This window comes from Bifidobacterium sp. UTCIF-1, assembly GCF_006408915.1.
GTDB lineage: Bacteria > Actinomycetota > Actinomycetes > Actinomycetales > Bifidobacteriaceae > Bifidobacterium > Bifidobacterium reuteri.
Genome location: NZ_JFAG01000013.1, coordinates 78,889 through 105,167 on the forward strand (window position 1 = coordinate 78,889; position 26,279 = coordinate 105,167).

Consider the following 26,279-nt stretch of genomic DNA (forward strand, 5'->3'; position numbering starts at 1 on the left):
ATATACCGCACCAATAAGCAGGACAAGACTGACTATCACCCTCAGTATGATTTTCATACTTCCATAGTAGCCCTGTAATCATTGTGCCGATTTCGCTTGTTCGGACGTATATCGACCTTTCGCAACCCCTAATACGGTTCGATGTTTTGCGTAAGAATGCTGATGGCATAATTACGGCGTAGCATCTATCAGCGTATTGCGGCTGAAACTCATCGTAGAAGTCGTTATTGTGCTTTCCTGGGGTGTTTCCGGGGGGTATTATTGAAAAAAATGCGATTTATACCCCCGGAAAACACGTTTAACCAAGACTGTACATGCAGAAGAGGAATATGCCATGGCGTTATACCCGCGCGAACGATACTTGGAGCGACTCCGTCCTTTCTATGATGATGCTGGGTTAATAAAGGTGATCACAGGCATTCGCAGATGCGGCAAATCATCGTTGATGGCATGCGTCGCAGATGAGCTTAGGAATCGCGGTGTCGACGGGCGGAATATCATTATGCTGAATCTGGATAGTAGGGAACTCCGCAAAGTAACCACCGCGGATCAGCTTGATGCGGCCATCGAATCGCGGATTCCTGATGAAGGATTCGTCTACCTTTTCATTGACGAAGTACAGAACGTCAGTGGTTTCGAGAACGTAGTCAACGCTTATCGTGAGGACGGTCGGTTTTCTATCTTTATAACCGGGTCGAATTCTTATCTGTTGTCTGGCGAATTGGCAACCAAACTTACCGGGCGATACGTAGAGCTGGAGATGTATACCCTCTCGTATGGCGAATATCTTGGTATGAAAAGCTTCATTGGGATTTCAAGTAATGCTGACATGCTGTCATTTAACGATTACCTCACCTATGGCGGGTTTCCAAAGGCGCTGGAATACAGCGATCCTGATGCAAAGGCCATGTATGTTCAGGATGTGATTCAGCAGATTTTTGACAAAGACATCACTGCCCGTAGCCGCATCTCGAATCGGGATTCATTCAACCGTGTGCAAACGTATCTAATCAACAACTATGCGTCTCCCACAAATCTGACCCGCATTGCTCAGTATCTGCAGCACAGCGAGCACGTGATTATAAAACGAGAAACTCTTGCCAAGTATGTGCGTATGCTCGAAAACGCAAAGGTCATATACAAATGTCCTCGCTTTGATCTGAAATCACGCAGATCATTACGCGGTGGTGAGAAGTACTATATTGCTGATCCAGGCGTATATTTTGCGCGCAACATCGATGTAAGACTGAGCTATGGGCCGGCTTTGGAGAATGCATTGTATTTGCATCTGCGTGCTAAGGGGTATGAGGTTAGCGTTGGGCGCATCGGTAAGCTGGAGTGTGATTTCATCGTTCGCAAACGTGGACGATATGCATATATTCAAGTTTCAATGAGTGTTCTTGACCCATCGGTCGAAGAGCGTGAGTATCGACCGTTTACGTTCATACGTGATGGTTTCCCGCAGTATTTGTTCACTCTTGACCAGCTTCCCTTGCAACGTGATGGTGTACGCCATCACAACCTCATGGATTTCTTGGCCAATGATGGGGATATCGAATTTGAATGATTCCACTGATCTGATACGCCGACGTTCGAATACTAGGTCAGTGGTTGCGGCCTTTCAAACATAGTGGACAAGAGACATTCGGAACTTCAGCTCCCGGACGGCTGTACGTCCGGGAGCTCTGCGCATCTGCTAGTCGCTAATCGTTCAGGTAGGCCTGCGCATCAAGCGCGGCGCGGCATCCCATGCCGGCGGCGCTGATGGCCTGGCGATAGACGCGATCCACGCAGTCACCGGCGGCGAAGATTCCCACGGCGCTGGTGCGGGTGCTGGCACCATCGACCGTAATGTATCCATCGGTGTCACGAGTCACCACATCTGCGGCGAAATCGGTGGCCGGCGTATGTCCGATAGCGACGAACACTGCGGCGGTCTCCAGTTCGCTTTCCTCACCAGTGACGGTGTTCTTCAGCGATACGCTACTGACATTGACCTGCGGCTTGGGCGTAAGCGCCAAACCGCCGAGGTTCAGCGCCGGTGCTGCAGGAGCCGCAGCCGGCGCAGTCTCGGTACCATGAACTTCAGTCACTACGGTATTGGTCAGCAGACGCAGCTTCGGGTTCTCCTTGGCGCGGTCGACCATGATTTGCGAGGCGCGGAACTCGTCGCGACGGTGAATCAGGGTGACTGATGAGCCGAAGCGCGTCAGGAACAGCGCCTCTTCGAATGCGGAGTCACCGCCGCCGACCACGACAATAGGCTTGTCACGGAAGAAGAAACCATCGCAGGTGGCGCAATAGGATACGCCGTGACCGCTCAGCTCCTGCTCGCCCGGAACGCCGAGCTTACGGAAATTGGATCCGGTGGCGATGATCACGGCTTCGGTCTGCAGTACATCGCCGTCGGACAGGTTGAGGCGATAGCTGGGGCGTGCAGAGTCCTGGCCATCGGTGGCTGGCTCGACGGCTTCGATGGCCAGGACATCGTCGGCGATGAACTCGGTGCCGAAGCGCTTGGCCTGAGCACGCATGTTGTCCATCAGCTCGGGCCCCATGATGCCTTTCGGGAAGCCGGGGAAATTCTCGACTTCCGTGGTGTTCACCAACTGTCCGCCGGGAGTCAGCGCGCCGGTGACCATCACCGGATCCAGACCGGCGCGTCCCAGATAGATGGCCGCGGTATATCCGGCCGGACCCGATCCGACGATAACGACCTTGTGCTGCATGTGCCACCCCTTGTTCCCGTATGAATGTTCGATTCGTATTCGTTACTCCAGAATCTCCATCATAGGTGTGGCTAGCGCCTATTTGCGCCATTCAGCTGCAAGCTGTAGCAGAACATGGAGGGAGCCCATGCCTCCCTCTGATGGGACGCACATCCTCTCTGAGCGTAAGAGTTTATGGCTCCCTCTGATGAGGGAGCTCCCGGCGGCAGCCGGGTGAGGGAGAGAAGCCCGCAGGCGCAAGCCTGCGACATAAGCACAGTATCGGCCGAAGGCCGATGCCACCGCCCAACCAAGCATTGCAAGACCGCTCTTATGCAATTCGTTGGCGTACCACCTGATCTATCCGTGTGCATACTTCAAGGAACAAGCGATCCACTTCAAGGTTCGAGAATCTGATGACCATCAGGCCTTCATGTTCCAGTTCCTGTGTACGTTGCAGATCCTCGATCTGTTGCTGCTGTTCGTAATGGCCACCGCCGTCAAGTTCGACCACAAGCCGTGCTTTGGCGCAGTAGAAGTCGACGATGAACCGTCCAATAGGTTTCTGTCTTTGCCAACGTATTGGATACGTTTTCAGATATTCGTGCCAGAGTTTGCGCTCCCATGGAGTCATGTTGCGTCTGAGCATCCGCGCCCTTGCGGTATTGGCCCGATCATAATCCTTCATGTATCGAGGATACGCTGGATTTGTGGGAATGGGAATGGAATCGGCCTTCGGCCGATGCTGTGTTGTATGCCGCAGGCTCGTGCCTGCGGGCTTCTCTCCTTCACCCGGCTACGCCGGGAGCTCCCTCATCAGAGGGAGCCGCAAACTCTTCCACTCAGAGAGCCTGTACGTCCCTTCAGAGGGAGTCGCGAACTTGTGCACACTTCCCATCAGAAGGCTGCGGGCTTTTACTTTGGGTTAGAAGACTTCGATCTTGACGATGTAGAGCTGGTTCTGGGGGAGGCTGCCCATCGGGACCCACAGCATCAGATCCTGTGTGGTGATGGACTTGGTGAACTTCACTTCGGTGGTGCCACCCTCGGCGAACGTGAACGAGGCCATCTCGGTACCGTCAGCCGGGTTGCCGGTGGTGTTGGCGCGGATGTAGCCCTTGCCACCCGAACTGCGGATCGTGATGATCATACGGGACACATCGTGCGGCTGGTCGAGGTGCAACGTGTAGCCGTAACCGGACTGGCCGCCGGGGTTGGATACGAAGTTCGCGTTGGCGATGGCGTACGCGGTGGTGTTGTTCACGTGCGGCTTTGGCACGGAGCTGACCGAGCGATCCTCCACGACCTTCTTCACAGTGGACTTCTTCTCCGTGGACTTCTGCTCAGAAGACTGGTTCCCGGAGGACACGGACGATGAATCGGACGAATTCGATGAGGAATCCGACGATGAAGAGCCGGTGGCGGAGTCGGAATTGCCGTTGCTGGCCGAATCGGAGGAACCAGCCGATGAGGAGTCCGACGACGATCCCGGGGTGGAATTGCCGAACGGCACTTCGTTCATGTTCACATCCGGCCAAGCGTCCTTGGAAGACGATTTCGTATCAGTGGCATCGGCGGGATCGTTGCCACTGGCCTGGAAAGCGCTCCATGCCCAGAAGCCGGCTGCGACCACCACGACCAGCGCCACGACCAGCGCCACAACCTTCGTCGTGAGGCTGCCGAACAGGTTCTCGTCCGGCAGCTTGTCATCCTCCGCGCTGGACTTGACAGGCGGGTTCTTGGGGTCATAACTCGGCGGAATGGCAGCCACCTCGGCGATACGGGCCTGCTCCTCTTCCAGCGCGCGCAGCGATTCTTCGCCGGGCTGGATCTCACGTCCGCCGCCATCGTAGATCGGGATACGGCTGGTGGTCTCTCCAGTGGCATCGATTGGCACGGTCGGATGCGAATTACCGGCAAACGTGCCGTTGGCCGGCGTATTGAAATCGTTGAACCAGTCGGCTGTGTCATCGCCGGAAAGGTTTTCCGCGTTCCAGGCATCGGAGAACTTGAAGTCGAAGAGACGACGTCCTTGGGCATCCATGCCATCGGTGCCCGCGGCGGAAATCATCGGTCCTGCCTGCGAGATGGCCATCTCGGGCAGCTGCTTGCTGGTGATCAGCGAATCGGGAATCTCGGCAAGGTTCGGTTTGCCTTCGAGATCGCGGAACTGGGTACGCACTATGGAGCATTCGCCGGCAGTGATCGGCAGATCGATATCCGATTCGGCGAGGTCCTTCACCGGCTTCCACTCGCCCAGCAACGCATCGAGTTCGGCCAGTGAAGCCATCGGCAACGCCAAGGCATCCTCGTCGAACAATTCCAGCCCGCGCTTGCAGATCACCTGGAATTCGCCCGGAGTATCCGCAGGCAACGCGGAAAGATGGAATTCAGGCTGCTTGCGGCTGCGCTGACCGGTCAGCATCGAATACAGCAATGCCGCCAGCTGACGAACGGCATGACGCTCGGAGCCGTCATGCTCAAGCGTGTTGCCCGATGTGTCGGCCAGCAGCGGAGCGAACGGAGCGTCGGTGATCTCCACGCCATTGCCGGTGATGCGGACGGTGTCGGTGTTGACCACGATATTGCTGGTTACGCCGAAGAGCATCGGGCGAAGCACTTCGGACAGCTCGCCGATGATGGAGCGCATCGCCTGATAGCTCAGTGGAGAAGACGCCTTGGTGGCCAGATAATCGCTCAGTGACCGGCCGTCGTCTACCGGCGTGATGACCAGCAGCACATCCCCCTGACGGCGGTATTTGAGCACAGATACGAAATTCTTGGGGTGCGTGGCGGTGATGGTGCCTGCAATCTCGTTGATCATCGTGAGATGGTCACGATTGGAGACCAGATATAGCTGGCAGTCCTTGGCCAGAATACGGTCGTTGGCCTTCCATGCTTCAATGCCCGGTGCTTCGCGCAACAATGACACCAATGTATATCGATTGAGAATGGTATCGCCCAGTTGCGGTTTCATATGCTTGTCCGACTCCATACGATTGTGGCTTGGAATTGTCTTTGACATTCTATCCGTGGGGATGGCCTTGGCGGCGTCCTCCTCAGGGGTGATTTCAGGGGATGGTTCGCTGGGTGAAACAGGCTCTGCGGGACCGTCCGGATTCCCGCTCGGGGTGCCGTCGGAACCGCTGTCCGGCCCCTCGTCCGGACCGGTATCAGGGTCGGTGCCGGAACCGCCGGTTGCTGCGGTGGCATCTTCCGCGGCTGCGCCTTTCACGGCGGTATCGCCTGCCGCAGTCGCAGGGGATGGTATGAAGGGGACTACGCGGGCGGCTTTGGCGAGCACCGGCCCGGCGATCGCACTCAGCTCAGCCGTGCGCAACAGCCACAGAACCGCCACATATACGACCGCCAACACGATGGTGAGCACTATGCAGATGCCCATTGCGGAAAGCCAGCTCATGTGGCCGCCACCGGCTTGTCCGGCGAGGTGCCCTGCAGGTTGCGCGCCGGTTGCATCAGCGGCGGCCACTGCAGCGTCACGTCTGCCGAATCTGCCATCCATATGCTTCGCCGGCTGGATGTCGGCCCTGAACAACGCCACCACCGGTGACTTGAGCAGCCACACCACCACGCCGGCCACTACAGCCGCGGCAATCGCCTTGCCATAGGCTACGGCCACCGTCTTCAATCCAAGATGGCCGTCGAACTTGCGCCTCAGCATCATTAGCGTTGGCGGCAACGCCACAATAGAACCTATTGGCGCGGCGCAGGCGATGCCCACCACCCACCACTGCGGCGGCAGCACCATCATGCCGCCCACCATCAGCGCGATGACGAATGCGTAGTCGATGAGATTGCACAGGAAGGGGTGCAGACCGTCCTCGAACGCATAGAACGTGCGCTGGATCAGCAAGAAGCCGGAGACCAGCGGGATGCCGAAGCTCAGCGGAATCAGCGCATAGGAAATCAGCATCGTCTCATTCATCGATACGGACGGCAGCAGCGCGCGGATGATTGGCTCGGGGAACACGATCATCGCCGCGGCGAAGAACATGATCACCAGCCCCACATTGTTCAGCGCGCTGCTCAGATCATTGCGGGCCTCACTCAGATCATGGTCGGCGATGGAACGCGAGATCTTCGGGAACATCGCTGTGGAAACGGACACGGCGATGAGCGAATACGGCAGGATGAACAGCGTATACGCGTTCTGATAGGTGGCGTTGCCTGCGATGTCGAACAGACTGGCACCGGTGAGCTCCTGCGCCCGCAATGGCGCCAGCGTGGCGATTCGCGTCTGGATGATCGTGGCGATTTCGGTGATGACCACCACGCCCAGCGAGCCCAAGGCCACCGGTCCCATAGCCTTCAGACCGAATCCGGACAGTCCGAACTGAGGTCGGTATCTGAACCCCAGTTTCACTAACGGTAGAAACAGGACCAACGCCTGGAAGGCCACGCCCAACGTCCAGGTGCCGGCCGTCAGCGCTATCTTGCCCGGGTCCCAGAAATCCAGCGGCTGTTCGTTGGCCTTGCCGAACAGCAGGATGAACGCGGTGAAACCGGCGCAGCTGATGACGTTCGCTCCGGTGGAACTCCACGCATAGGCGGTGAAATGGTCCTTGGCGGCGAGAATCTGCCCCAGCACGGTATAGAGGCCGTAGAAGAAGATCTGCGGCATGCACCAGAGCGTGAAGGCGGTGGTCAGCGCGATCATCTGATCATTGTCGCCGCCCACATACAGTCGGGTCAGCAGCGGCGATGCGGCGCCCATCAGCACCGTGACCGACAGCAGGATCACGATGGCCAGTGTGATCAGACGATTCAGGCGAGCCTCGGCGTCCTTCTCCTTGAGCGTGCGCACGATCTGCGGAACTAGCACCGCATTGAAGATGCCGCCGGTTACCAGCGTGAAAATAGCCTGCGGAATCATCGAACCGGCCTGATATGCGTTCGCGGCCAGACCGGTGGTGCCCATTGCTGCGGCCAGCAGGATTGTACGAATCTGACCGGTCACACGGGAGGCCGCGGTACCGGATGCCATGATCAGGGAATTACGGCCTACGGTAGAACTCATTCGTCGGGATCCTTCTTACGGTTGAACTGGCGCCATAAACCCACGACGCCGAGCAGCACCGCGAAGCCGATGATGATGAAGCCGCTCGCATCGCTGATGCGTAGCACGCTGGTGATTGGCGTGTTCTGTACATTGCCGAACGCAGTGCCGCTGCGGTCCGTCAGCGAGACATGTGCGGTGGTGGAACCTGACGTGGAGACGCGGATCGTGAACGCCACCTGTGCTTCGCTGTGTGCGGGAATCACCAGGCTAGTCGTGCGCGAGGTGACGATCTGCATGGAATCGGTGATGGAATTGACGTTGATGCTGACCGCGTATGGCAACGCGTTGCTGACGGTGATTGGCATCTTCGCGGATTCGCTGAACACCGACACTGATTCGGATGGTGTGATGCTCACGCTGTTGAGCAGGGTGCTGGCCATGTTCATCGCGGCGTCGGCCATGCGCTGGTGGGCGTCCGAAGGTTCCGCGCCGGTGAGCGCGCGCAAGGCCATATCGTCGTGGACCGCAAGCAGGTCGGCCATCCATTGCGTCTGGTCGTTGTCGTGATTCGCCGTGCTGTTGGCGTCACGTCGGGCAAGCGCCTGCGGATCCAACGACGAGAGGTCTGTGGCGTTCACGCTGTCTTCCAGGATGGAGTCGCCCAGTCGCAGTATGTGCTGCCGGCTGGTGATCAGCTGGTCGAGTATCGTGCGCGTGGCGGACATGTCCGGTGTGCCATCGCCCTGGTTCACCGAATCGCTCACGTCATACGGGTCCGCTGCGGCCATGGCGTCAAGGCCGGTGAGACTGAGCCAGGATGCGCCTTCGAGCGCGCTCATCACCTGATTCACCCAGCCCGACGTGCTGTCCCTGTTGAAGGTCATGAGCAGGTGGCGCGAGGTGTACGGCTGTTCCATCTGATAGAACGCGCTCTGCGCCATCAGACGGGCGAGGCGGCCGGCGTCGCTGGTTTCTGCGGCGGCCGCCTCGCTGGTGGCACGGCCCTGGGCCAGCGTGCTCAGTTCGGATTGGGCTTTGAGCACGGTCACATCCCCGGCCGACGTGTTCACCACATACGTGCCGGTGTGCACGGTATCGGTCTGTTCGTTGTCGAACGAAGCGTTGGCGATGACTGTGGTATAGCCCTGCGCACGCGCCTTGGTCAGCGCGTCCATGCTCCAATTCGCAGCGCCCTGCCAGGCATATGCAGTGGGCGCGGCTGCGGTTTTGGCGGCCACTGCATACTGCGTCTGCGCGGTTTTCGCCGACCACTGATTATCCGCTATGCCGGCGTTGCCGTATGAGGCGGGATCGTTGATCGCGGCATAGGACGTGATATCGAAGTCGGCGGGCTGCATGACGCCCGCCACGGTGCCGGTGCTGCCGGACTGTTGCACGTATACCGGGTCGGCTACGAGCTGCAGCGCGGGATGCTTGGCGGCCGTCTGCTCAAGCGTGCGAGTCGCCGCAAGGCTCTGCGCATTGATCGCCAATGGCGTGCTGCCTGCGGTTGTCGCCGTGCCGGTGCCGCCATTGAAACTGTCAGAGGAACCTGAATCTTCCGCGGAACCGCTTGTGGAGGAACCGCTCGAGGAACCGTTGCTGTTACCGGATGATGAGCCCGCATCCGTGTCGCTGCTGCCGGTGCCGGTATTGTTCGCGTCGTCGTCGGTATCTTTTTCGCTGCCGTTCGCGGACGCAGGAGCATCGGTTTCTTCGATGATATTGGTGATGGCTTGATCGTTGGTCTGCCAATCGCCCGAGGTCAGCGGCATCGCCACAGTGAGGTTCATCGCCGGGGTCTGTGCGGTGTTCAAGCCGTCCGTGGAGCGGGTCAGGAAACTGTGGAGCTCGGCCTGGGCGTCGCCGGCGACATAGACGAGCTGCAGCGGTTTCGGTCCCCAGCTGCGCAGCAAGGACAGTGTCTGGTTGTCCGCTGGAATATTGAACGACACGGTGCTGCTGCCGCCAGCCTTGATGGATGGGACATCGACTGAATCGAGCAGGTTGGGCGTGGGAATATGGGTGCCGTTTTCCGCCCACGACTGCATATCCGACCGTGAAGCGAACGTGAACAGGGCATTGATGGTCGCGGTCAGGCTGCCGGCGGGAACGTCGCTGTCGCTATGATTCGCGACCACCACTTGCATGTGGAATCCGGAGGATGCGCTGACCACCGGTGTGCTTTGCGCGATGGTCAGTGTGTTGGCCTGCTGCCGGGCCGAGGATTGGTCCGATTGCGACGCCGAAGCGTCACCTGTGGCGTCATCGGCCCATGCGACCGGCGTAAACAGCATCGCTCCGACTGCAATGAGAGCAGCGAGGGCACGTGCACATCGTCCGCCGTGATGCGTACGGCGTTGCATTGCGGGTAGGTTCACTCGTTTGCCTGCCTGTTCTTCTTCTTGGCATACAGCCACGCGATTTTCCGCTCGTTCGGGTAGCTCAATACATCATCCAGATCATCGAAGCGCACCCAGATGGCGTCCTCCGCCTCGTGATCCGGATCGCCTTCCACCGTCAGTTCGCCGCCGGTCTGACGCAACGCGAAATGGTGCACCAGCTTGTGCACGCGCTGGGTGGTGCCGGTGAACCAGTAATCGATGGTGGCTATCGAATCGATGACCTCGCCCAGAATGCCGGTCTCCTCATGCACTTCGCGTACGGCGGTCTGCTGCGGAGTCTCGCCTTTTTCGATATGCCCCTTGGGCAGACACCATTCCAGATGTCCGGAACGCGAATGGCGGGCGATGATCGCCACGCGATTCTGGTCGTCGAAAATCAGTCCGCCTGCCGAATATTCACGCACCACCGGCAGCTCCTGCGCATCCAAGGACGCGAATGTGGTGGGGCCTTCCGATGTACGGCGTTGCGGCATGATGGCCGGCGTCGGGCCTGAACTGGCAACGGCGACGGTTGATGCCGCCAGTTCAGTTGCAGGCGCTGCAGCCGGTGCCGGTGCGGCAGGTGCGACGGTCGCGGTATGGTTCGTGCGATTCGATCCGACTTTGCCCAAAGTCGCTGCTGCGATGGCACGCATGGCGGCCGCCGCCGAAAGCGGGGCGGACGCCGGCGTCTTAGGTCCACGTGGCGCTGTTGTCCTGTCCGCTGCGTCAGTCGCATCTGATGCGGCAGTAGGCGTTGCCGCAGCCTCAACCGTGTCCCCGGCTACGGTTGTGTCCCCGACTGCTGACAAGGCAGCTGCAGCATCGTCAGCCACGGTCTCGGCTTCGGCGGCGATGCCTTCGGTCTGGCCGACTATCGTCCCATTCGCCGTGGCGATGGTCACTGTGGCCCGCATGCCGAACACCATGGCGGGAGTAGGCATTGCAGACCTTGATTCCGGTTTGCGATCCACCGGCAGCGGATGTGGTTTCGGCTGCGGCTTCGGCGGCGGAACCGGGCGCGGTGCGGCCGCGGCGGACTGAGGTTGGCGGACATCCGTCGCCATATGCGATGCGCGTGCGGTATGTGAACCACTGGAGTCCACAGTCTGATCATCCTGACCATCACCGGTGTTCGACTGATCGGCATTCGCGGTCGCAGCCCGGTGGATAATCGCGGCAATCATCGCCGGACTGATTGGAGCGCGGCCGTCATCATCGGATGCATCGGCATCCGAATCGGCGCGTTCGGCACGTTGTCTATCTGCCTCAATACCGTCCAAATCGGCGGAATTCTGCGGAGTCTGCGAGGAATACAGCAGTTGGTCTTGGGTATGGTTGCCCGCATCACTGGGTGTTTGCCCAAGCATCTGGGCAAGGTCGGCGGGCGTAATCATGCTTTCCACCATACTCAATCCCGTGTGCAGGTGGGGTAACGGTATGCTGGGAGGGCAGAAAAATGTCACATAGGGGAAGGTGCCCATTGGATTTTGAAGTGTGGCCCGAGGCGATCGAACTTGGTCGACTGTTCAAGGAGCAGGGCTATGAGCTGGCACTGGTCGGCGGTCCAGTCAGGGACCTGCTGCTGCACCGGCGCAGCCACGACCTCGACTTCTGCTCTTCGGCGCGGCCCGAGCAGTTCGAGCCGATTCTGCGCCGTTGGGGACATGACGGCTTCTGGGATATGGGCCGCAAATTCGGCACGCTGGGTGCCATGCGCAGGCGGGCTGATGGCACCGAAGTCAAGGTCGAGGTGACCACCTACCGTTCGGACACCTACGATCCGGATTCACGCAAGCCGGAAGTCAACTATGGCGACACTCTTGAGGGCGACCTGTCCCGTCGTGATTTCACCGTCAATGCGATGGCGCTGCGCGTGCCCGATCTGGAATTCGTCGACCCGTTCGGCGGTGCCAACGATCTGGCCAAAGGGGTGTTGCGCACGCCGGTCGATCCCCGGCAGTCATTCGACGACGATCCGCTGCGCATGATGCGCGCGGTGCGGTTCGTGGCCCAGCTGGGCTTCTCCATCGCGCCGGACGCGGCCGAGGCGATCACTTCGATGCGCGACCGCATCGGCATCGTCTCCGCCGAGCGCGTGCGTGACGAGCTGACCAAGCTGCTGCTCTCTGACCGTCCGCGCGCGGGTCTTGAGGCGCTGGTGGATTCCGGTCTGGCGGACATCGTATTCCCGGAGATTCCGGCGTTGCAGCTGCAGATCGACGAACATCACCGTCATAAGGATGTGTTCGAGCACACGATGATGGTGCTGGAGCGCGCGATTGCGTTGGAGACCGGCCCGGACGGCCCGGTGCCTGCTCCCGATCTGACGCTGCGTCTGGCCGCCGTCATGCATGACATCGGCAAGCCGAAGACCCGCAAGTTCGAGCCCGGCGGCAAAGTGAGCTTCCACCACCATGATGCGGTGGGGGCCAAGATGACCCGCAAGCGGCTCAAGGCGTTGCGTTTCGACCATCATCTGGTGGAGGACGTCTCCGAACTGGTGAACCTGCATCTGCGCTTCCACGGGTATGTGGATGAGCCGTGGACCGATTCCGCGGTGCGACGCTATGTCAAGGACGCCGGACATCTGTATGAGCGCCTCAACCGCCTGACGCGCGCGGATGCCACCACGCAGAACAAGCGCAAGGCGCAGATCTTCGCGCATGCGATGGATGAGATGGAAGAGCGCGTGCGCGAGCTCAAGAAGAAGGAAGACTTCGACGCGATCCGCCCCGATGTGGACGGCAACGAGATTATGGCCTTGCTCGGCCTCGAGCCCGGACCGATGATCGGCCGCGCCTACAAGCACATGCTCGAATACCGCCTTGACAACGGTCCGGTCGAACATGACGTGGCCGTGGCCGAGCTCAAGCGCTGGTACGCCGAAATACAGCAATAAACTCCCTGGATGGACGTGCCTGTCAACTGCGCGCGTAGCGCGTCCGTGATTGCAGGCCCTCTCTGATGAGGGGGCTGTCAGCGTAGCTGACTGGGGGAGAGACCGGGACGACTGTATGTTTCTCTCCCTCACCCGGCTGCGCCGGGAGCTCCCTCATCAGAGGGAGCCAACATTGTACTGTCATAGGCCCCCTCTGACGGGACGTTGCCGTGAAGCAAACAGCGGCGGTATTTCGGCCCTCTCTGATGAGGGGGCTGTCAGCGTAGCTGACTGGGGGAGAGACTGGCGACTGCGTTGATGCCGCAGGCTCGTGCCTGCGGGCTTCTCTCCCTCACCCGGCTGTCGCCGGGAGCTCCCTCATCAGAGGGAGCCACAAACTGTTCCACTAGGAGAACCTACACGTCCCATCAGAGAGAGCCAAGGCATAGCTGCTACTGCTGATCCGTGTTGGCGGGCTTGACGTCGGCGGGGAGGTCGGTCATCTTATCGGCGGCCTGGCAGCCTTGGATGTCGGTGATTTCCTTGCCTTGCTGCGGGGATTGTTTCTCGTCGTTCAAATCGCTGAACGTGGCGCCGAGCACCACATCGACGAGCTGATCGTCGCGCTGGATCATCACCATCGTGGCGTCAGTGAAGTTGCCGGCCACCGTATACGCCTGATTGATGGCGTTCTTGCCGAAGTACACCGTAGTGCGTTCCACGCTGGTGGAGGAGAAGTTGCCTGCCTCCTGCATGGCGAATCCGCGCTTGGCCAACGCCTTGCTCACCGCCGAGGCGAACTGCACATGGGATGTGCCGTTGAGCACGCGCACATTGACGGAACCGTTGGGCACATACGTGGCCTTGCCGCTGTCATTCTTCACTGCACAGGGGGCCGGATTGCCAAAGTTCGGTTCGGCGAGCGGCGTGGCTACCAGTCCCAGTCCGCCCACGTGGAAATTGAACAGCAGCGCAACCACCAAGGTGGCCGCCACAATCACGCCGGTGATGGAGAATACGACGGTTTGACGGTGGCGCACATAGCGCTTGCGGGCCTGACGTTCGTCAATCTGTTGCGGCATCGTGGGACTTCCTTCACTTACGAATGGCTTGTTGCTACCTTAGCGTCACTGGGTGACGCCGATTATCGGCATCACAGGGGCTTTGGCCCGGATGATTCGATCGGCCGCATCCTCACGCACCCATGCGTCGATGACTCGTTGCGCAGAGGCGTCGTCCGGCACGAACGCCACCACCGACGGGCCGGAGCCGGAAATGAACGCATGACGCGCTCCGGCTGCCAGAGCCGCGCTGATGGCGCGCCCGCTGCGAGGATGCAGGCTGATGGCCGCGGCCTGGAGATGGTTGCGGTCGCCGTCTGCGGCTCCCATGATGTCGAACGCGTGATAGACCTCGGGCGTGCTGAGCTGCGATTGGTACGCCCCGACCAGTACGTCGCCGCAGAATCCCTGCGATTCGAGTTCGCGGGCTGCGGCGCTTTCGGCCGTGATGTCTTCGATCTGCTCGCCGAAGCCTGTGCCGTGCGCCAGACCGCCGGTCAGGCAGAACGGCATGTCCGCGCCCAGTGTGGCGGCGATGGCGCGCAAGCGATCGATAGGCCAGTCGAGGTTCCAGAGGCGATTGATGGCCAGGATGGTGGCTGCGGCATCCGCTGACCCACCGCCCAGGCCGGCACCGACAGGAATGCGCTTGGTGATGGTCAACGCCACATCCGGATCGCGGCCTGCGGCCTCGGCCATGGCGAACAGGGCCAATACCGCATGATTGCGGCGCATGTCGCTGGTCGACGACGCCAGGTCGCCCAGATGCGCTCCTTCCAGATCAAGGGAGAATCCGCTGCCGGGAGCTTTGGCTGTCGCGGTGACCGTGTCATACACGCCTACAGCACAGTAGATGGTATCTAGGGCATGCCGTCCGCCCCATTCCGCATGCGGCTCACCGACGGCAAGGGTGAGGTTGGTTTTGGCCGGGCAATCCACGCGGATCGTGAACGGCAGCGGCGTGCCGCTGCGCATCGGGATTTCGCGGTGATCGCCCTGCGTGGGATGTCCGGAGTGTTCGGTGAGGTGCTCTAGGTGTTCAGGGTGCTCGTCATGCGCCGAGTGGATACGTTCGAGAGTGGCGGTGCTCATATCATGCCACCTTGCTTTCGGTCGGGTCGTCGGCGCCGGTATCGCCCTCCGTGGAGGCTGCTGTGGTTGGTGAGGTCGCCGTGGCTGAGGTCGCCGTCAACGCGGACGCCAGCGCGGAGAATTCGGAGATGGTCAGTGTTTCACCGCGACGGGTCGGGTCGATGCCGGCCTGCGCAAACGCTTCGGCGGGCACCAGATGTTTCAGGGCCGCATGCAGGGTTTTGCGCCGTTGTCCGAATGCTGCGTCAATCAGCTGGAACACGGTCTCGCGGTTCGCGGCATGCTCGCCGGTGGCGGGATTGACCGGGTCGTCGGCGGCGAACCGGGTGAATTTCACCAAAGCGGAATCCACGTTCGGTGCTGGCCAGAACACATTGCGGCCGATGGTGCCCACACGCTCGGCCGTACCATACCATGCGAGCTTCACGCTGGGGGTGCCATAGATCTTGGAACCGGGTTTGGCGGCGAGCCGGTCGGCCACCTCTTTTTGCACCATGACCAGGAACGAGGTGAGGTTGTCGAATCGCTCCAGCAGCGTCAGCAGAATCGGCGTGGCTACGTTATACGGCAGGTTGGCCACCAGGGTGAAACCCGTGTCTCCGTTGAAATCCGGCACATTCTCGGGGGTCACGGTCAGTGCGTCGCGATTGACCACGCGCAACCGGTCGGACGCCTCAGGCATGAATTCGGCGACCGTTTCGGGCAGACGTTCAGCCAACGGCGGGTCGATCTCCACGGCGGTCATCGAAGCGCCGGTCTCCAGAATCGCCAGTGTGAGCGAACCCAGACCCGGGCCGACCTCCATCACATGATCGGAGGCGGTCACGCCGGCCTCCCGGACGATACGGCGTACCGTACCTGGGTCGATGACGAAATTCTGACCGAATTTCTTGGTGGGGCTCACGCCGGCCTCGTCAGCGATGCGACGGATGTCGGCCGCGCCCAGCAGATGGCCGGTCGTTTGACCGGATTGCGTGCCGGTAGTGATGGTGTTGTCAGTCATAACGTGTTTTCCTTGCGGTCCTTAGTACCAGCCGACTTCTTCCGAATGCTGCCATGCCTTGGATGGACTGCCATAGCTTTGCGCGATATAGAACAGTCCCCAATCGATCTGTACGGCGCCATCGTCACGGTAATTCGCGCCGAACATGGCCATTTTGTCGGCGGGCAGCGACTGTGGGATGCCGTATGCGCCGGACCGTTTGTTCTCTGCGGACCAGGACCATCCTGACTCACGGTTCCACAGCTTCACCAACGCATCCCAGTCGGTGCCTGTCCAGCCGCGCTGTGCCGCGGCACCGGCGGCATAGGCTTGCGCCTGAGCCACCGTTGGATGCCAGAGGCGACCGGAAGGCGCCGGGTCGGTAGGGGTGGTAGTGCCGCTGTTGCCGCCCGAATTGCCCGAGTTACCGGAATTTCCGGAGTTGCTGCCGTTGTTCGAGGAATCGTTTCCGGAGTTGCCTGAGTTCCCCGAATTATTCGATCCTGAGTTACCGCCCGAGTTACCGGAATTGTTACCCGAGTCGTTGCCGGAGGAATCATTCTTGCCGGAATCATTGGAACCGGAATCGGCCTTGGTATCCGAATCGGCGGAATCGGAGTCCTTGGAATCATCGGAACCTGACCCATCGCCGTCGGTTTTCGGCTTCGCCTGGCCCACGGCGATGATCTGATCGACTGCCATCTTGGTCACGGTTTCGGACTTCAACGTTTCGGATTCGGCCACACCGTCCACATAGGTGACGCTGAACACCTGTGTTTTCTCGCCGTTCTGCCCTTGCTGACGGACCTCGGTCTTGCCCTCCTCGAGATTGGGGTCGATGATGGTCTGTGTGTCGAACGGGATCGAAGCGGTGCGGGTCTCCTCGCCGTGGGTCACGCGGCGGACGCGCAGTATCGTCTGGTCACCGTCCTTCTCCACGCTGACCCGGTCTTCCTTGCCCAGCACGATGCCTTTGGAATCGAGGATGGAGGCCGCAGGCAGCTTGCCATTCGGCGCCACCGAGCTTTTGCCGTCCGCGATGACGGTGACCGGGCCTTCCTGGTTGATGACCATGCCGCCGGTGAGTTGGTTGTAGACGTTATTGATGTCGACGGTGATCTTGGCCGCTTGCGCGTTGTTCTCCTGGAAGAAGCCCAGCAGCTGGTCGGCGCTGGTGGCCACGGTCCAGAACGGCACCGATGTGCCGTCGATGCTGATGGTGGTCTGGTAGGCCGAGCGCACGGTTACCACGGCGTGGTCGGCGAGATGGTCGCCCGATGAGGTTTCGACGATGTCATGGGATTTGACGTCGATGCCCTGTTCCTCGAGCAGGCGGGCGGTGGTCATGGCGTAGGTAGTGACTTGCGTGGTGGTGCCGTTCACGTTCAAGGCCACCGATTTGCGTGCGGTAAAGGCGAAAGCGCCCATCATCGCCGCTGTAAGTGTCACCACACAAGCCATTACGCGGATGCGACGCAGTGTAACAAACCGCTGCGGGGTCCAACGCCGAGCCATGTCTTATCTCTTCCTGATCGCCGGATACATACGCCCACCATCGTAACGGCTGGTCTGGTACGGCTAGTGCGTTCCCCAGCCACCGTTACCATTCCTGCCCGGATGTGCGGCTCTGACGCGGCCGGAGAGCGGGGCGGAGTGGTCAGGAGTGGCGAGGGTTGGGTTATGAAGTAAAGAAAAAGGGGGCGGGAGAGAAGGGGATTTCCCGCCCCCTATGAGGGCACGGAGCAGGTTGGGGGACGCTCCGCCCCTAGTCCAGGAAGCCATAAGTTGGGGGAAGGCTCCTGGAGAACTTACACAAGCAAGATCTCTTATACGCGGGAGCAACCGCGCATCCCTGTTACTATGATACGCTTTTTTCTCGCGCAACGAGCCTCTTGTCGGGATCGAACCGACGACCTGCCGCTTACAAGGCGGCCGCTCTGGCCATCTGAGCTAAAGAGGCGTGTCCCGAAAACGCAACATCGCGGATGCAACGTTTTGAACAAGTGACTAGCATACCAGCACTCCGGGAATGCGCACTGCCCGTGTCGGGACAGGACACGGGCAGTGCGCAGACGGAACGCGGGCAAAATATCAGGCGGTGATATCGATGGGCTTGCCATCGGCGCCGATGGACGGCATGTCGCCCTCCACGCCCACCTGATCGGAGGTCAGGCCGATGGCCTTCAGGAAGCCGTCCACCATCGTGGTGTTTGCCAGCGTGATGTTGTTCAGGCTCCAGTAGTTGTTGTTGATGGTGAGCGTGGGGGAGGAGAAGGAGCCGGAGGAGTTGAACAGCTCTTGGCGGGAGACGGTGTAGTCGTTGGAGGCGTTCAACCAATCCCAGTACTCGTTCTTGCCGCTGAATGCTGCCTTGGCCACGTCCTCGCTCACCCCGGCCTTGATGGCCTGCTCCTGAAGCTGGGAATCCTTGACCGAGACGTACTCGGTCAGCTCGCCGGGCTGGAATCCGTCGGCGTAGATGTTGGCGAGGTAATCGACCAGATGGTTCGGATCGTCGTCATGCTCGGCGATGTAGATGGCACCGTTGAAGGCGCGGTTCGAATAGTTGTCCGAGCTCTTGTTGTCCTGGAAGTTCAGGAAGTGCAGCTCGAGGTTGAGCTGGCCGGCGTTCATCATCTTCACCAGTGTGGGGTCGAGGTTGCGGTTCACCGAAGCGCAGCCCGGGCATAGCGGTTCCATGTAGATGGCCACGGTCGGCGCCTTGTCCACCTTCTTGCCGTAGCCGTCCTTGGACATCAGGAAGCCGCCCTTGTCGTCCGCCTTGGCCGGTTTGGTGGCCGCGGACTGCATCTTGCTGTAGGCCTCTTCCGCGCTGGCCGAGGTCTTGGTGACATTGCGGTAGATGACCACGCCGATCACGGCCACTAGCGCCACGACAATCGCCACGACGATGATGCCGATGATGGTCTGCTGCTTGCGCTCCTTGGCGGCCTGCTCGGCGCGCGCCTTCTGCGCTGCCTCTTCGGCGGCGCGACGCTCCGCACGGGTGACGCGCTTGACCTGACGCTTGGAATCAGCCATGAAAACCCCTTCGCATTCGTTCACATACTGTGAGATTCGCTAGATAGCTGGGCTCCATCATAATGATGGGCGCTGAGTACGACTGTGCTGAGAGCTGATCTGAGATGAATTCCATGTGAAAACCCGGGCTCGGGGAGCCGCTGGCCGGACATGCTGCAGTGAATGATGCCGTGATGCTGCGGCTGCCTAGGGCCGAGGAAGCCAATCAGATCAACGGAAACCAGCTGATTGGTATGCCGATCAGCGGTATGCCGGCACAGGCCAGCGACAGTATCAGCCATATGGTGAACATCACAGTGCCGCGATGCCCTCGCGCGGGCGGCGACACCGGTTGCATCGGCGATGCCGCGCCATTGAGCGGATTGAAGCCATTCAGCCTGCTCGGGCCTGGGGTGGTCGGGGCTGGTGCCGTTGGAGCTGGTGCCGTCGGGCTGGGGGCACCAGCGGCCGTCGCTGGCCTAGTACCGGAGGCATCGGCGATGGCCGCATTGATGGCGTCGATCTGCTGCGGTTTCAAACCGCGCAGCACCCCGGCACCCAGTCGCATCATCATCGCCTGCGGCCCGAACACGGTGACCAGCCAGCCCACCGCCATGAATCCCGCCAATGCCATACCGGACGGGGAGAACGGCACATCGCTCAGCAACGGCAAACCGAAGCCCCAACCCGCCGTGACATACCAGGGAATGGTGTTCACCGGCAGCGCCAATGCCACGCTGGCCACGGCGACACCGACGATGTCGATGATCAGCAGCAATATCGCGCGCGGTATCGTGAACAACAGTCCCTTGACCAGATGCCAAGGCAGCGTAGCCGTACGGATCAGCGCATCCGAGCCTTTGCGCTCGCCGCCCCGCCGGCCCTCGCGCTCCAGCTGCGCCTCCTCGTTGTATGACAGCACCAGCAGCAGCCACAGCATGACGACCGCCGCCGCAGCGCCGATAATCGGGAAGCTCGCCGATAGTGCCGACAAAGGGATCGCAAGCAGGAACAACGGCAGCGTGCCGCGTTGCAGGTACGCACCACGGCGTATGTCGGCGGGATTGGGCGCGGGCGTGCGCTGCATGAGCGCTTCCGTGGGTACAGCCTGGGCGGTCTGGTCGATTACGCGCTGCATGGCTGGGCGAACCGCAGGGTCGAATGCAGGGGGGACTGCCGCGGGCGGCGTTGGTGTTGGTGTCCGTGTGGACGTCGGTGGTAGCGACGGCGGCAATGTAGGAGGCATCACGGGCGGTAGCGCTGCAGTGGGCGGCAATGCTGCAGTGGGAGGCAATGCCGGCGGCAATACCTCAGTGGACGCGGCACTGGGCAACAGGCGCGTTCGCGTGGTGGCTATCGTCGCTTCGTCAGCTTCATTGGATTCACCCGGCAGTGCCTTGGTGGGTTCGACCGCATCAGCGCTGATTGCGGGAAGTATCGCGGTGGCGACTGTCCCTGCCGCATTATCGGGAATCAGCGGAATTGACGAGGCGATGGTCGGGGCGTCCTCGGCTGACAGCAGGGACGTCGGCAGTGACGAGGTCGGCAGCGTGTCGGATACGCGCCACAAGGTGCGCGGATTGTCCTCGTCCGGTTCAGCACCAAAAGGGGGCATCACCTCGGTGGCTTTTTTGGGTGCCCCTGCGCCGGCGCCAGCCGAGCCGGTTGTGCTGGTACCGAATGCGCTGGAGCCGAAGGGGCTGGCTTGGGCGTCTTGCCAGGCATAAGGATTCATTGCATCCAAAGCGATGGCGTGCAACAACTGGTCCGGTGTGCAGCGTTTGGAGCGGTCGGGATCGAGCGCGGCGCGGAATGCCGCCAATGTGCCGGCCGGCAGACCGGTCAGATTGGCGTTGCCCGAGGCGGCGCGTTCCAGGACTGCCATCATCGGCTTGGTACCGAACACCGGCGTGCCGGTGGCGGCGAAGGCGAGCACGGACGCCACCGACCACCAGTCGGTCATCTCGTCGGCCTCGGCGCCTTCGATGATTTCCGGCGCGATGAATCCCGGCGTGCCCATGACCAGGCCGGTGCGCGTCACATGGCTTTCGCCCTCGCCCATCGCGATGCCGAAATCCACCAGCACCGGGCCGGTGACCGACACCATCACGTTGGTGGGTTTGATGTCACGGTGGATGATACCTGCCGCATGCACGGCCTTGGTGGCGTCGATGAGCTTGCGGGCCAGACGTTCCAGATCATCACCGATGTAGCGGCCGTTGGCGGCCACGTCGTCCCTGAGGTTCTTGCCTTCGATGAGTTCGGTCACGATGAACGCCAGCGAATCGTCGAGCTCCATGTCCACGATGCCGCAGACGCCGGGGTGATTGACTTTCTTCAGTGCCATGGCCTCGCGGCGGAGACGCTCTCGCGGAGTCACATCGGCTTTGAGATTCGGGTCGTGTGCAGGTTGCACAGGTCGTGCGGGTTGTGCGAATGCGCCGCTGCCGGAGGTGTAGCCGTTGGCGGCGGCTTCGGATGCGGCGGGCGTCGTGGAATCATCGACCAGTGAATCGCGCAGGATCTTCATCGCGTAATTCGTGCCGCCGTCGTCGCGCACGCGCCAGACCGAGCCCATGGCACCCGAGCCAAGCCGGGAGACCAAGGTGTAGCCCCCCACCACTTCGCCCGGTTCGAGATTCAACGCCGTCAGATCGCTCATACCACCCATCCTAGTTGGGCGGGCGGCGGAATGGCCCATGATGTAGGGATATCCGCACGGTGTAGGGAAAGGCCCACGGTGTAGGGATGCAAAATGGCTTTATTCCGCGGAAGGTAAAATTTTACTCCCTACACGGTGGGCACTTCCCTACATGGTGGAGTGCGGGGTAAGGCGCAGCTGTCCCTGTGCGGCGGACGGATACGCCGTTCACGTAATGAGAAGCGCCGTTTGCGCATGTGATGCGTCGCGCGAATGGCGAATGTGGTAACAGATTATGCGCGCGAAATGACAGGATGGGTGCAGCGGCGTTCGCCGCCTCCGCGAATCTGCGATGCTACAGTCATCGGCATATTACGAGTGCCTGTGCAGCGACCCAATGGCGAGCGATGCAGGCATCCCGGCGGACGACACTGGCGCAAGGGCAGTGCCTGGTCGATCCGCGAAACGCTTCGATAACGGTATCGAGGCGATGCCGCGAATAGGTAAGAATCAAGGAGGAGAACCATGCTGCAAATCAACATGGCCGACGTTATGGGCGTCATCAATTCGGTGATCCCTTATCTGGTGGCCGTAGGCATCCTGTTGGTACTGGCCATTATCATCACCGTTGCCGTCAACAACAAGACGGTCAAGGCTGTGGCCAACCGCAAGCTCATTCATTCTGAGTCCTGGCTCGTGGCTCTTGTGAGCATCGTCGTGGCTGTGTCCATGATGCTTTCCGGCCCACTCGCCACGCTGCTGAACAACGCCACCATCACCAAGTACATGCTGTCCGACGACACCGTTGCCGCAGCAAACAAACTTGCCAAGGATGTGCAGGCTGAAGCCATCACCATGCTGAAGAATGACAACGACAACTTGCCGTTGAAAAACAAGAAGGTCAACGTGTTCGGCTGGGGCTCCACCAGCCCGGTCTACGGTGGCACTGGCTCCGGTTCCATGTCCGATCAGTACCCGACCGTATCCCTGCTGGACGGTATGAAGGAAGCTGGCATTGAGACCAACGCCGACCTGACCAAGCTGTACACGGACTATCGTACTGACCGCCCGGAGGTCGGCATGTGGGCTCAGGACTGGACCCTGCCGGAAGTGCCGGTCGATCAGTATTCCGATTCCCTGATCGCCGATGCCAAATCCTTCTCCGATGAAGCTGTGGTGGTCATCACCCGCGTCGGCGGTGAGGGCGCCGATCTGCCGATGAACATGAAGGCCGAAGGCATCACCTACGAGAACAACTCCAAAGATTACGAGGATTTCAAGGACGGCGAAGGATTCCTGCAGCTGAGCCAGACCGAACGCAATATGCTCGATCTGGTCACCAAGAACTTTGATAAGGTAACGCTGGTCTACAACGGAGCCAATACCTTCCAGCTCGACTTCCTAGACAATTACCCGCAGATTCAGTCCGTGCTGTGGTGCCCGCCCGCTGGTCAGACCGGCTTCTCCGCCCTCGGCGAAGTGCTTGCCGGTGATGTGAACCCGTCCGGCAAGACTTCCGACACCTTCCTGAAGAATCTCGACAAGAATCCGTCCACCAACAACTTCGGCGACTTCGCATACGACAATGTAGATGACTTGGCCGTTGAGGTGATTGATGACCGTACTGGTAGCAAGCTGCACGTTTCCCCGACCTTCGTGAACTACTCCGAAGGCATCTACGTGGGTTACAAGTTCTACGAAACCGCTGCCGATGAAGGACTGATTAACTATGACGAATTGATCCAGTACCCGTTCGGTTACGGCCTGTCCTACACCACGTTCGACCAGAAGATGGGCGACGTGACCTACGCGGACGGCAAGGTCTCGTTCGACGTGACCGTGACGAACACCGGTGACGTGGCCGGCAAGGATGTGGTGGAGACCTACTACAACCCGCCGTACACCAACGGCGGCATCGAAAAGGCGTCTGTGAACCTGGCTGCATTTGAGAAGACTGACTTGCTGGAGCCGGGCGAGTCTCAGACCGTCTCCATCGAGTTTGATGACGACGATATGGCCTCCTACGACGAGCGTGACGCCAAGGCGTGGGTGCTGGAGCAGGGCGATTACGAGATTTCGTTGCAGTCCGACTCGCACACGGTGATTGACTCCGTCACCGTGAACGTGCCGAAGACCATCACGTATGACACTGAGGACAACACCCACGATGGCGACAAGATTGTGGCCACCAACCAGTTCCAGAATGCTGAAGGTGATGTGACCTACCTCTCCCGTGCCGACCATTTTGCCAACTACGAGGAGGCTACAGCGGCGCCGAGCGACTTTAGTATGTCCGACAAGATCAAGTCCGAGTACACCAATAACGGCAATTACGATCCTGCCGAGCACAACGATGACTCCGATGAGATGCCGACCACCGGTGCCAAGAACGGCGTGAAGCTCTCTGACCTGTACGGCAAGGACTATGATGATCCGCAGTGGGACCAGCTGCTCGATCAACTGACTTTCGACGACATGGACTCCCTGATTGCTAACGGCGGCTACGGCACCCCGGCCGTGACCTCCGTGGGTAAGATTCAAGTGACCGACGCCGACGGCCCGGCTTCCCTGAACAACAACTTCACTGGCGTGGGCTCCATCGGCTTCCCGGCCTCCACCGCATTCGCGTGCACGTGGAACCGCACCCTCTCCAAGCAGTTCGGCGAGATGATCGGTCAGATGGCACACGATATGCATGTGGCCGGCTGGTATGCTCCGGCCATGAACCTGCACCGCAACGCTTACGCTGGCCGCACCTTCGAGTACTTCTCCGAGGATTCCCTGCTCTCCGGCGTGATGGCCGCCCAGCAGATTGCCGGCGCTCGCGAACAGGGTGTGTACTCCTTCATGAAGCACTTCGCCCTGAACGAACAGGAGACTAACCGTACGATGACCCTGACCACCTGGGTCAGTGAGCAGGCCATGCGCGAAACCTACCTGCGTCCGTTCGAGATGAGCGTCAAGGAGGGCGGTGCTCAGGCTGTGATGAGCGCGTTCAATTACGTGGGCCCGACTTATGCCGCTGCTTCCGATAACCTGCTCAACACCGTGCTGCGCAACGAATGGGGCTTCCAGGGCTTCGTACTGACCGACTATTTCCGTGGCCGTGGCTACCAGGATGCCGATCAGGAGATTCGTAACGGCAACGATTCCATGCTTGCAACCACTGTGACCACCAACCACGTGACCGACAAGTCCGCCACCTCCGTCAAGGCGATGCGTACTGCCGCCCACAACATCCTCTACACGGTGGCCAACGGCTGGCAGTACGAGAACGGCGAGCCTGAGGTCGACACACCGATGTGGAGGATCGCCATGTACGTGACTTGGGGCGTGGTCGCCGTGCTTGTGATCGGTCTTGAGTTCCTGACCATCCAGAAGTACCTCAAGCGCCGCAAGCAGGCTACCGTCTCGATCGCAGCCCCGGCTGCCGACGCTCCGGCTGAGGTCTGAGCGGCTGCGGAATCGACGAAGCCGCGTCTGGCTCCCCCAGCCAGGGGAGCCAGACGGCTGGCGGAGTGTTCCGGTTGTCCGTCGTGGACTTTGGCTCCCCTTGTCAGCGGAGCTGGCAGGGACGCTGACTGAGGGGTAGTCATCGCTATCCGTGTGACTCCTCCCGATGGGGTACTCCAACGGGCCTCTGGCTGCAACTGGATGACTCTATAACGAAACGGCTCGCCCCATCTTCGGGCGAGCCGTTTCGTATATGCGACGCAAGTGGTCCGTCTCGCAATTGTTTGAGTGGTATCGGCTCCCTCTGATGAGGGGGCTGTCAGCGGAGCTGACTGGGGGAGAGAAAAAGCTGAATCACTCAATTATTTTGGTTCTTCGGGAAGCAGTGTGTTCGCGTTTTGGCGAGGGTGCCGCGGGCTTGTGGTCTGTTTTGGCTTTGCGTGGGGCTGTTTGTTCGCGTTATGGCGAGGGTGCCGCGTACTTGCAGCCTGTTTTGGCTCTGTAAGGGACCGTATGTTCGCGGGTGCTGTGTGATTGCGCGAACTTATGGTTCCTTGTGCGGGGGTTTGCCGCAAGGAGGGTTCTGGGGGATGGTGGCATGAATCGTTTGGTGCGCTGGTTGTTGTCGCGCTGGTTGTTGGCGGGTTTGCGTGTGGGTGAATTGTTGGGGAACACGCCGGTGGGGAGCGGTTGTTGGGTGGTTTTCGGTTGTTTGCGGCGGTATATTGGCGGTGTCGGGGGTCGGGGACGTTGTTTTCGACACGCCGGTGTAACGCCGTCGTTTCAACGATTTGGGCATGGTTCTCGCATGCCGGTTTGCGTTTGTTCTTGTGTTCGTGTAAGTTATCTACTCGCTGCCGCTGAGCGGTTCGGGTTTCCTCCTGATGGTTGGTTTCCGGATCGGTTTGTGTGTGGTGGTGGTTTGAGAACTCAAGAGCGTGTTTGTACTACTTTTTAGAGTCGTTTTTTGATTGCCAGTCTGTTCCGAGCCTGTCGGGGTTTTCCTGGTGGGTCCTTGGTTGGTTGATTCGGGACA

At 60.2% G+C, this 26,279-nt stretch carries 14 protein-coding genes and 1 tRNA gene; 3 read left to right on the top strand and 12 right to left on the bottom strand.

The window, feature by feature from the left end; genetic code table 11:
• The first annotated feature begins 334 nt into the window (after positions 1-334).
• Complete coding sequence (locus tag BW09_RS07145) at positions 335-1,567, top strand: ATP-binding protein (protein ID WP_140463800.1); 1,233 nt, start codon at positions 335-337, stop codon at positions 1,565-1,567.
• 136 nt (positions 1,568-1,703) lie between these two features.
• Here BW09_RS07145 and BW09_RS07150 read toward each other — a convergent pair whose 3' ends face one another.
• The 5 genes from BW09_RS07150 to BW09_RS11290 form a co-directional block, all read right to left on the bottom strand.
• The gene (locus BW09_RS07150) at positions 1,704-2,729 is read right to left on the bottom strand and encodes an NAD(P)/FAD-dependent oxidoreductase (RefSeq protein ID WP_140463802.1); all 1,026 of its coding nucleotides are present in this window, start codon (positions 2,727-2,729) and stop codon (positions 1,704-1,706) included.
• A 310-nt stretch (positions 2,730-3,039) separates the two neighbouring features.
• Positions 3,040-3,396, bottom strand: coding sequence for an endonuclease domain-containing protein (locus tag BW09_RS07155; RefSeq protein WP_044089268.1), 357 nt, complete (start codon positions 3,394-3,396; stop codon positions 3,040-3,042).
• Positions 3,397-3,633: 237 nt separating this feature from the next.
• A complete protein-coding gene (locus tag BW09_RS11160) occupies positions 3,634-7,746 on the bottom strand; it encodes a murein biosynthesis integral membrane protein MurJ (protein WP_258185024.1) in 4,113 nt (1,370 codons plus the stop codon).
• Positions 7,743-10,025 (bottom strand): DUF6049 family protein, encoded by a 2,283-nt coding sequence (locus BW09_RS07170; RefSeq protein ID WP_140463804.1) that lies wholly within the window; start codon positions 10,023-10,025, stop codon positions 7,743-7,745. Before BW09_RS07170 ends, BW09_RS11160 begins: the two co-directional genes overlap by 4 nt.
• A gap of 80 nt (positions 10,026-10,105) precedes the next feature.
• Positions 10,106-11,056, bottom strand: a complete 951-nt coding sequence (locus tag BW09_RS11290) for an NUDIX hydrolase (RefSeq protein WP_181161801.1) — start codon at positions 11,054-11,056, stop codon at positions 10,106-10,108.
• Positions 11,057-11,595: 539 nt separating this feature from the next.
• On the opposite strand from BW09_RS11290, the gene BW09_RS07180 reads away from it, so the two are divergent.
• Positions 11,596-13,014, top strand: coding sequence for a CCA tRNA nucleotidyltransferase (locus tag BW09_RS07180; protein ID WP_140463806.1), 1,419 nt, complete (start codon positions 11,596-11,598; stop codon positions 13,012-13,014).
• A gap of 431 nt (positions 13,015-13,445) precedes the next feature.
• Here BW09_RS07180 and BW09_RS07185 read toward each other — a convergent pair whose 3' ends face one another.
• From BW09_RS07185 to BW09_RS07215, 7 genes are all read right to left on the bottom strand, one after another.
• Positions 13,446-14,075, bottom strand: coding sequence for a LytR C-terminal domain-containing protein (locus BW09_RS07185; protein WP_044089275.1), 630 nt, complete (start codon positions 14,073-14,075; stop codon positions 13,446-13,448).
• Between the two features lie 45 nt (positions 14,076-14,120).
• Complete coding sequence (locus tag BW09_RS07190; protein ID WP_044089305.1) at positions 14,121-15,029, bottom strand: 4-(cytidine 5'-diphospho)-2-C-methyl-D-erythritol kinase; 909 nt, start codon at positions 15,027-15,029, stop codon at positions 14,121-14,123.
• Between the two features lie 118 nt (positions 15,030-15,147).
• Positions 15,148-16,149, bottom strand: coding sequence for a 16S rRNA (adenine(1518)-N(6)/adenine(1519)-N(6))-dimethyltransferase RsmA (gene rsmA / locus BW09_RS07195; protein ID WP_044089276.1), 1,002 nt, complete (start codon positions 16,147-16,149; stop codon positions 15,148-15,150).
• Between the two features lie 21 nt (positions 16,150-16,170).
• Positions 16,171-17,643, bottom strand: a complete 1,473-nt coding sequence (locus BW09_RS07200) for a G5 domain-containing protein (RefSeq protein WP_140463808.1) — start codon at positions 17,641-17,643, stop codon at positions 16,171-16,173.
• Between the two features lie 371 nt (positions 17,644-18,014).
• Positions 18,015-18,088, bottom strand: a tRNA-Thr gene (locus tag BW09_RS07205).
• A 131-nt stretch (positions 18,089-18,219) separates the two neighbouring features.
• Positions 18,220-19,170 (bottom strand): thioredoxin domain-containing protein, encoded by a 951-nt coding sequence (locus tag BW09_RS07210; protein ID WP_140463810.1) that lies wholly within the window; start codon positions 19,168-19,170, stop codon positions 18,220-18,222.
• A gap of 205 nt (positions 19,171-19,375) precedes the next feature.
• Positions 19,376-21,820, bottom strand: a complete 2,445-nt coding sequence (locus BW09_RS07215) for a serine/threonine-protein kinase (RefSeq protein WP_140463824.1) — start codon at positions 21,818-21,820, stop codon at positions 19,376-19,378.
• Between the two features lie 495 nt (positions 21,821-22,315).
• Between BW09_RS07215 and BW09_RS07220 the strand changes: the two genes are divergently transcribed.
• On the top strand, positions 22,316-25,243 hold the full coding sequence (locus BW09_RS07220) for a glycoside hydrolase family 3 protein (RefSeq protein WP_140463812.1): 2,928 nt from the start codon (positions 22,316-22,318) through the stop codon (positions 25,241-25,243).
• Positions 25,244-26,279: the final 1,036 nt, after the last annotated feature.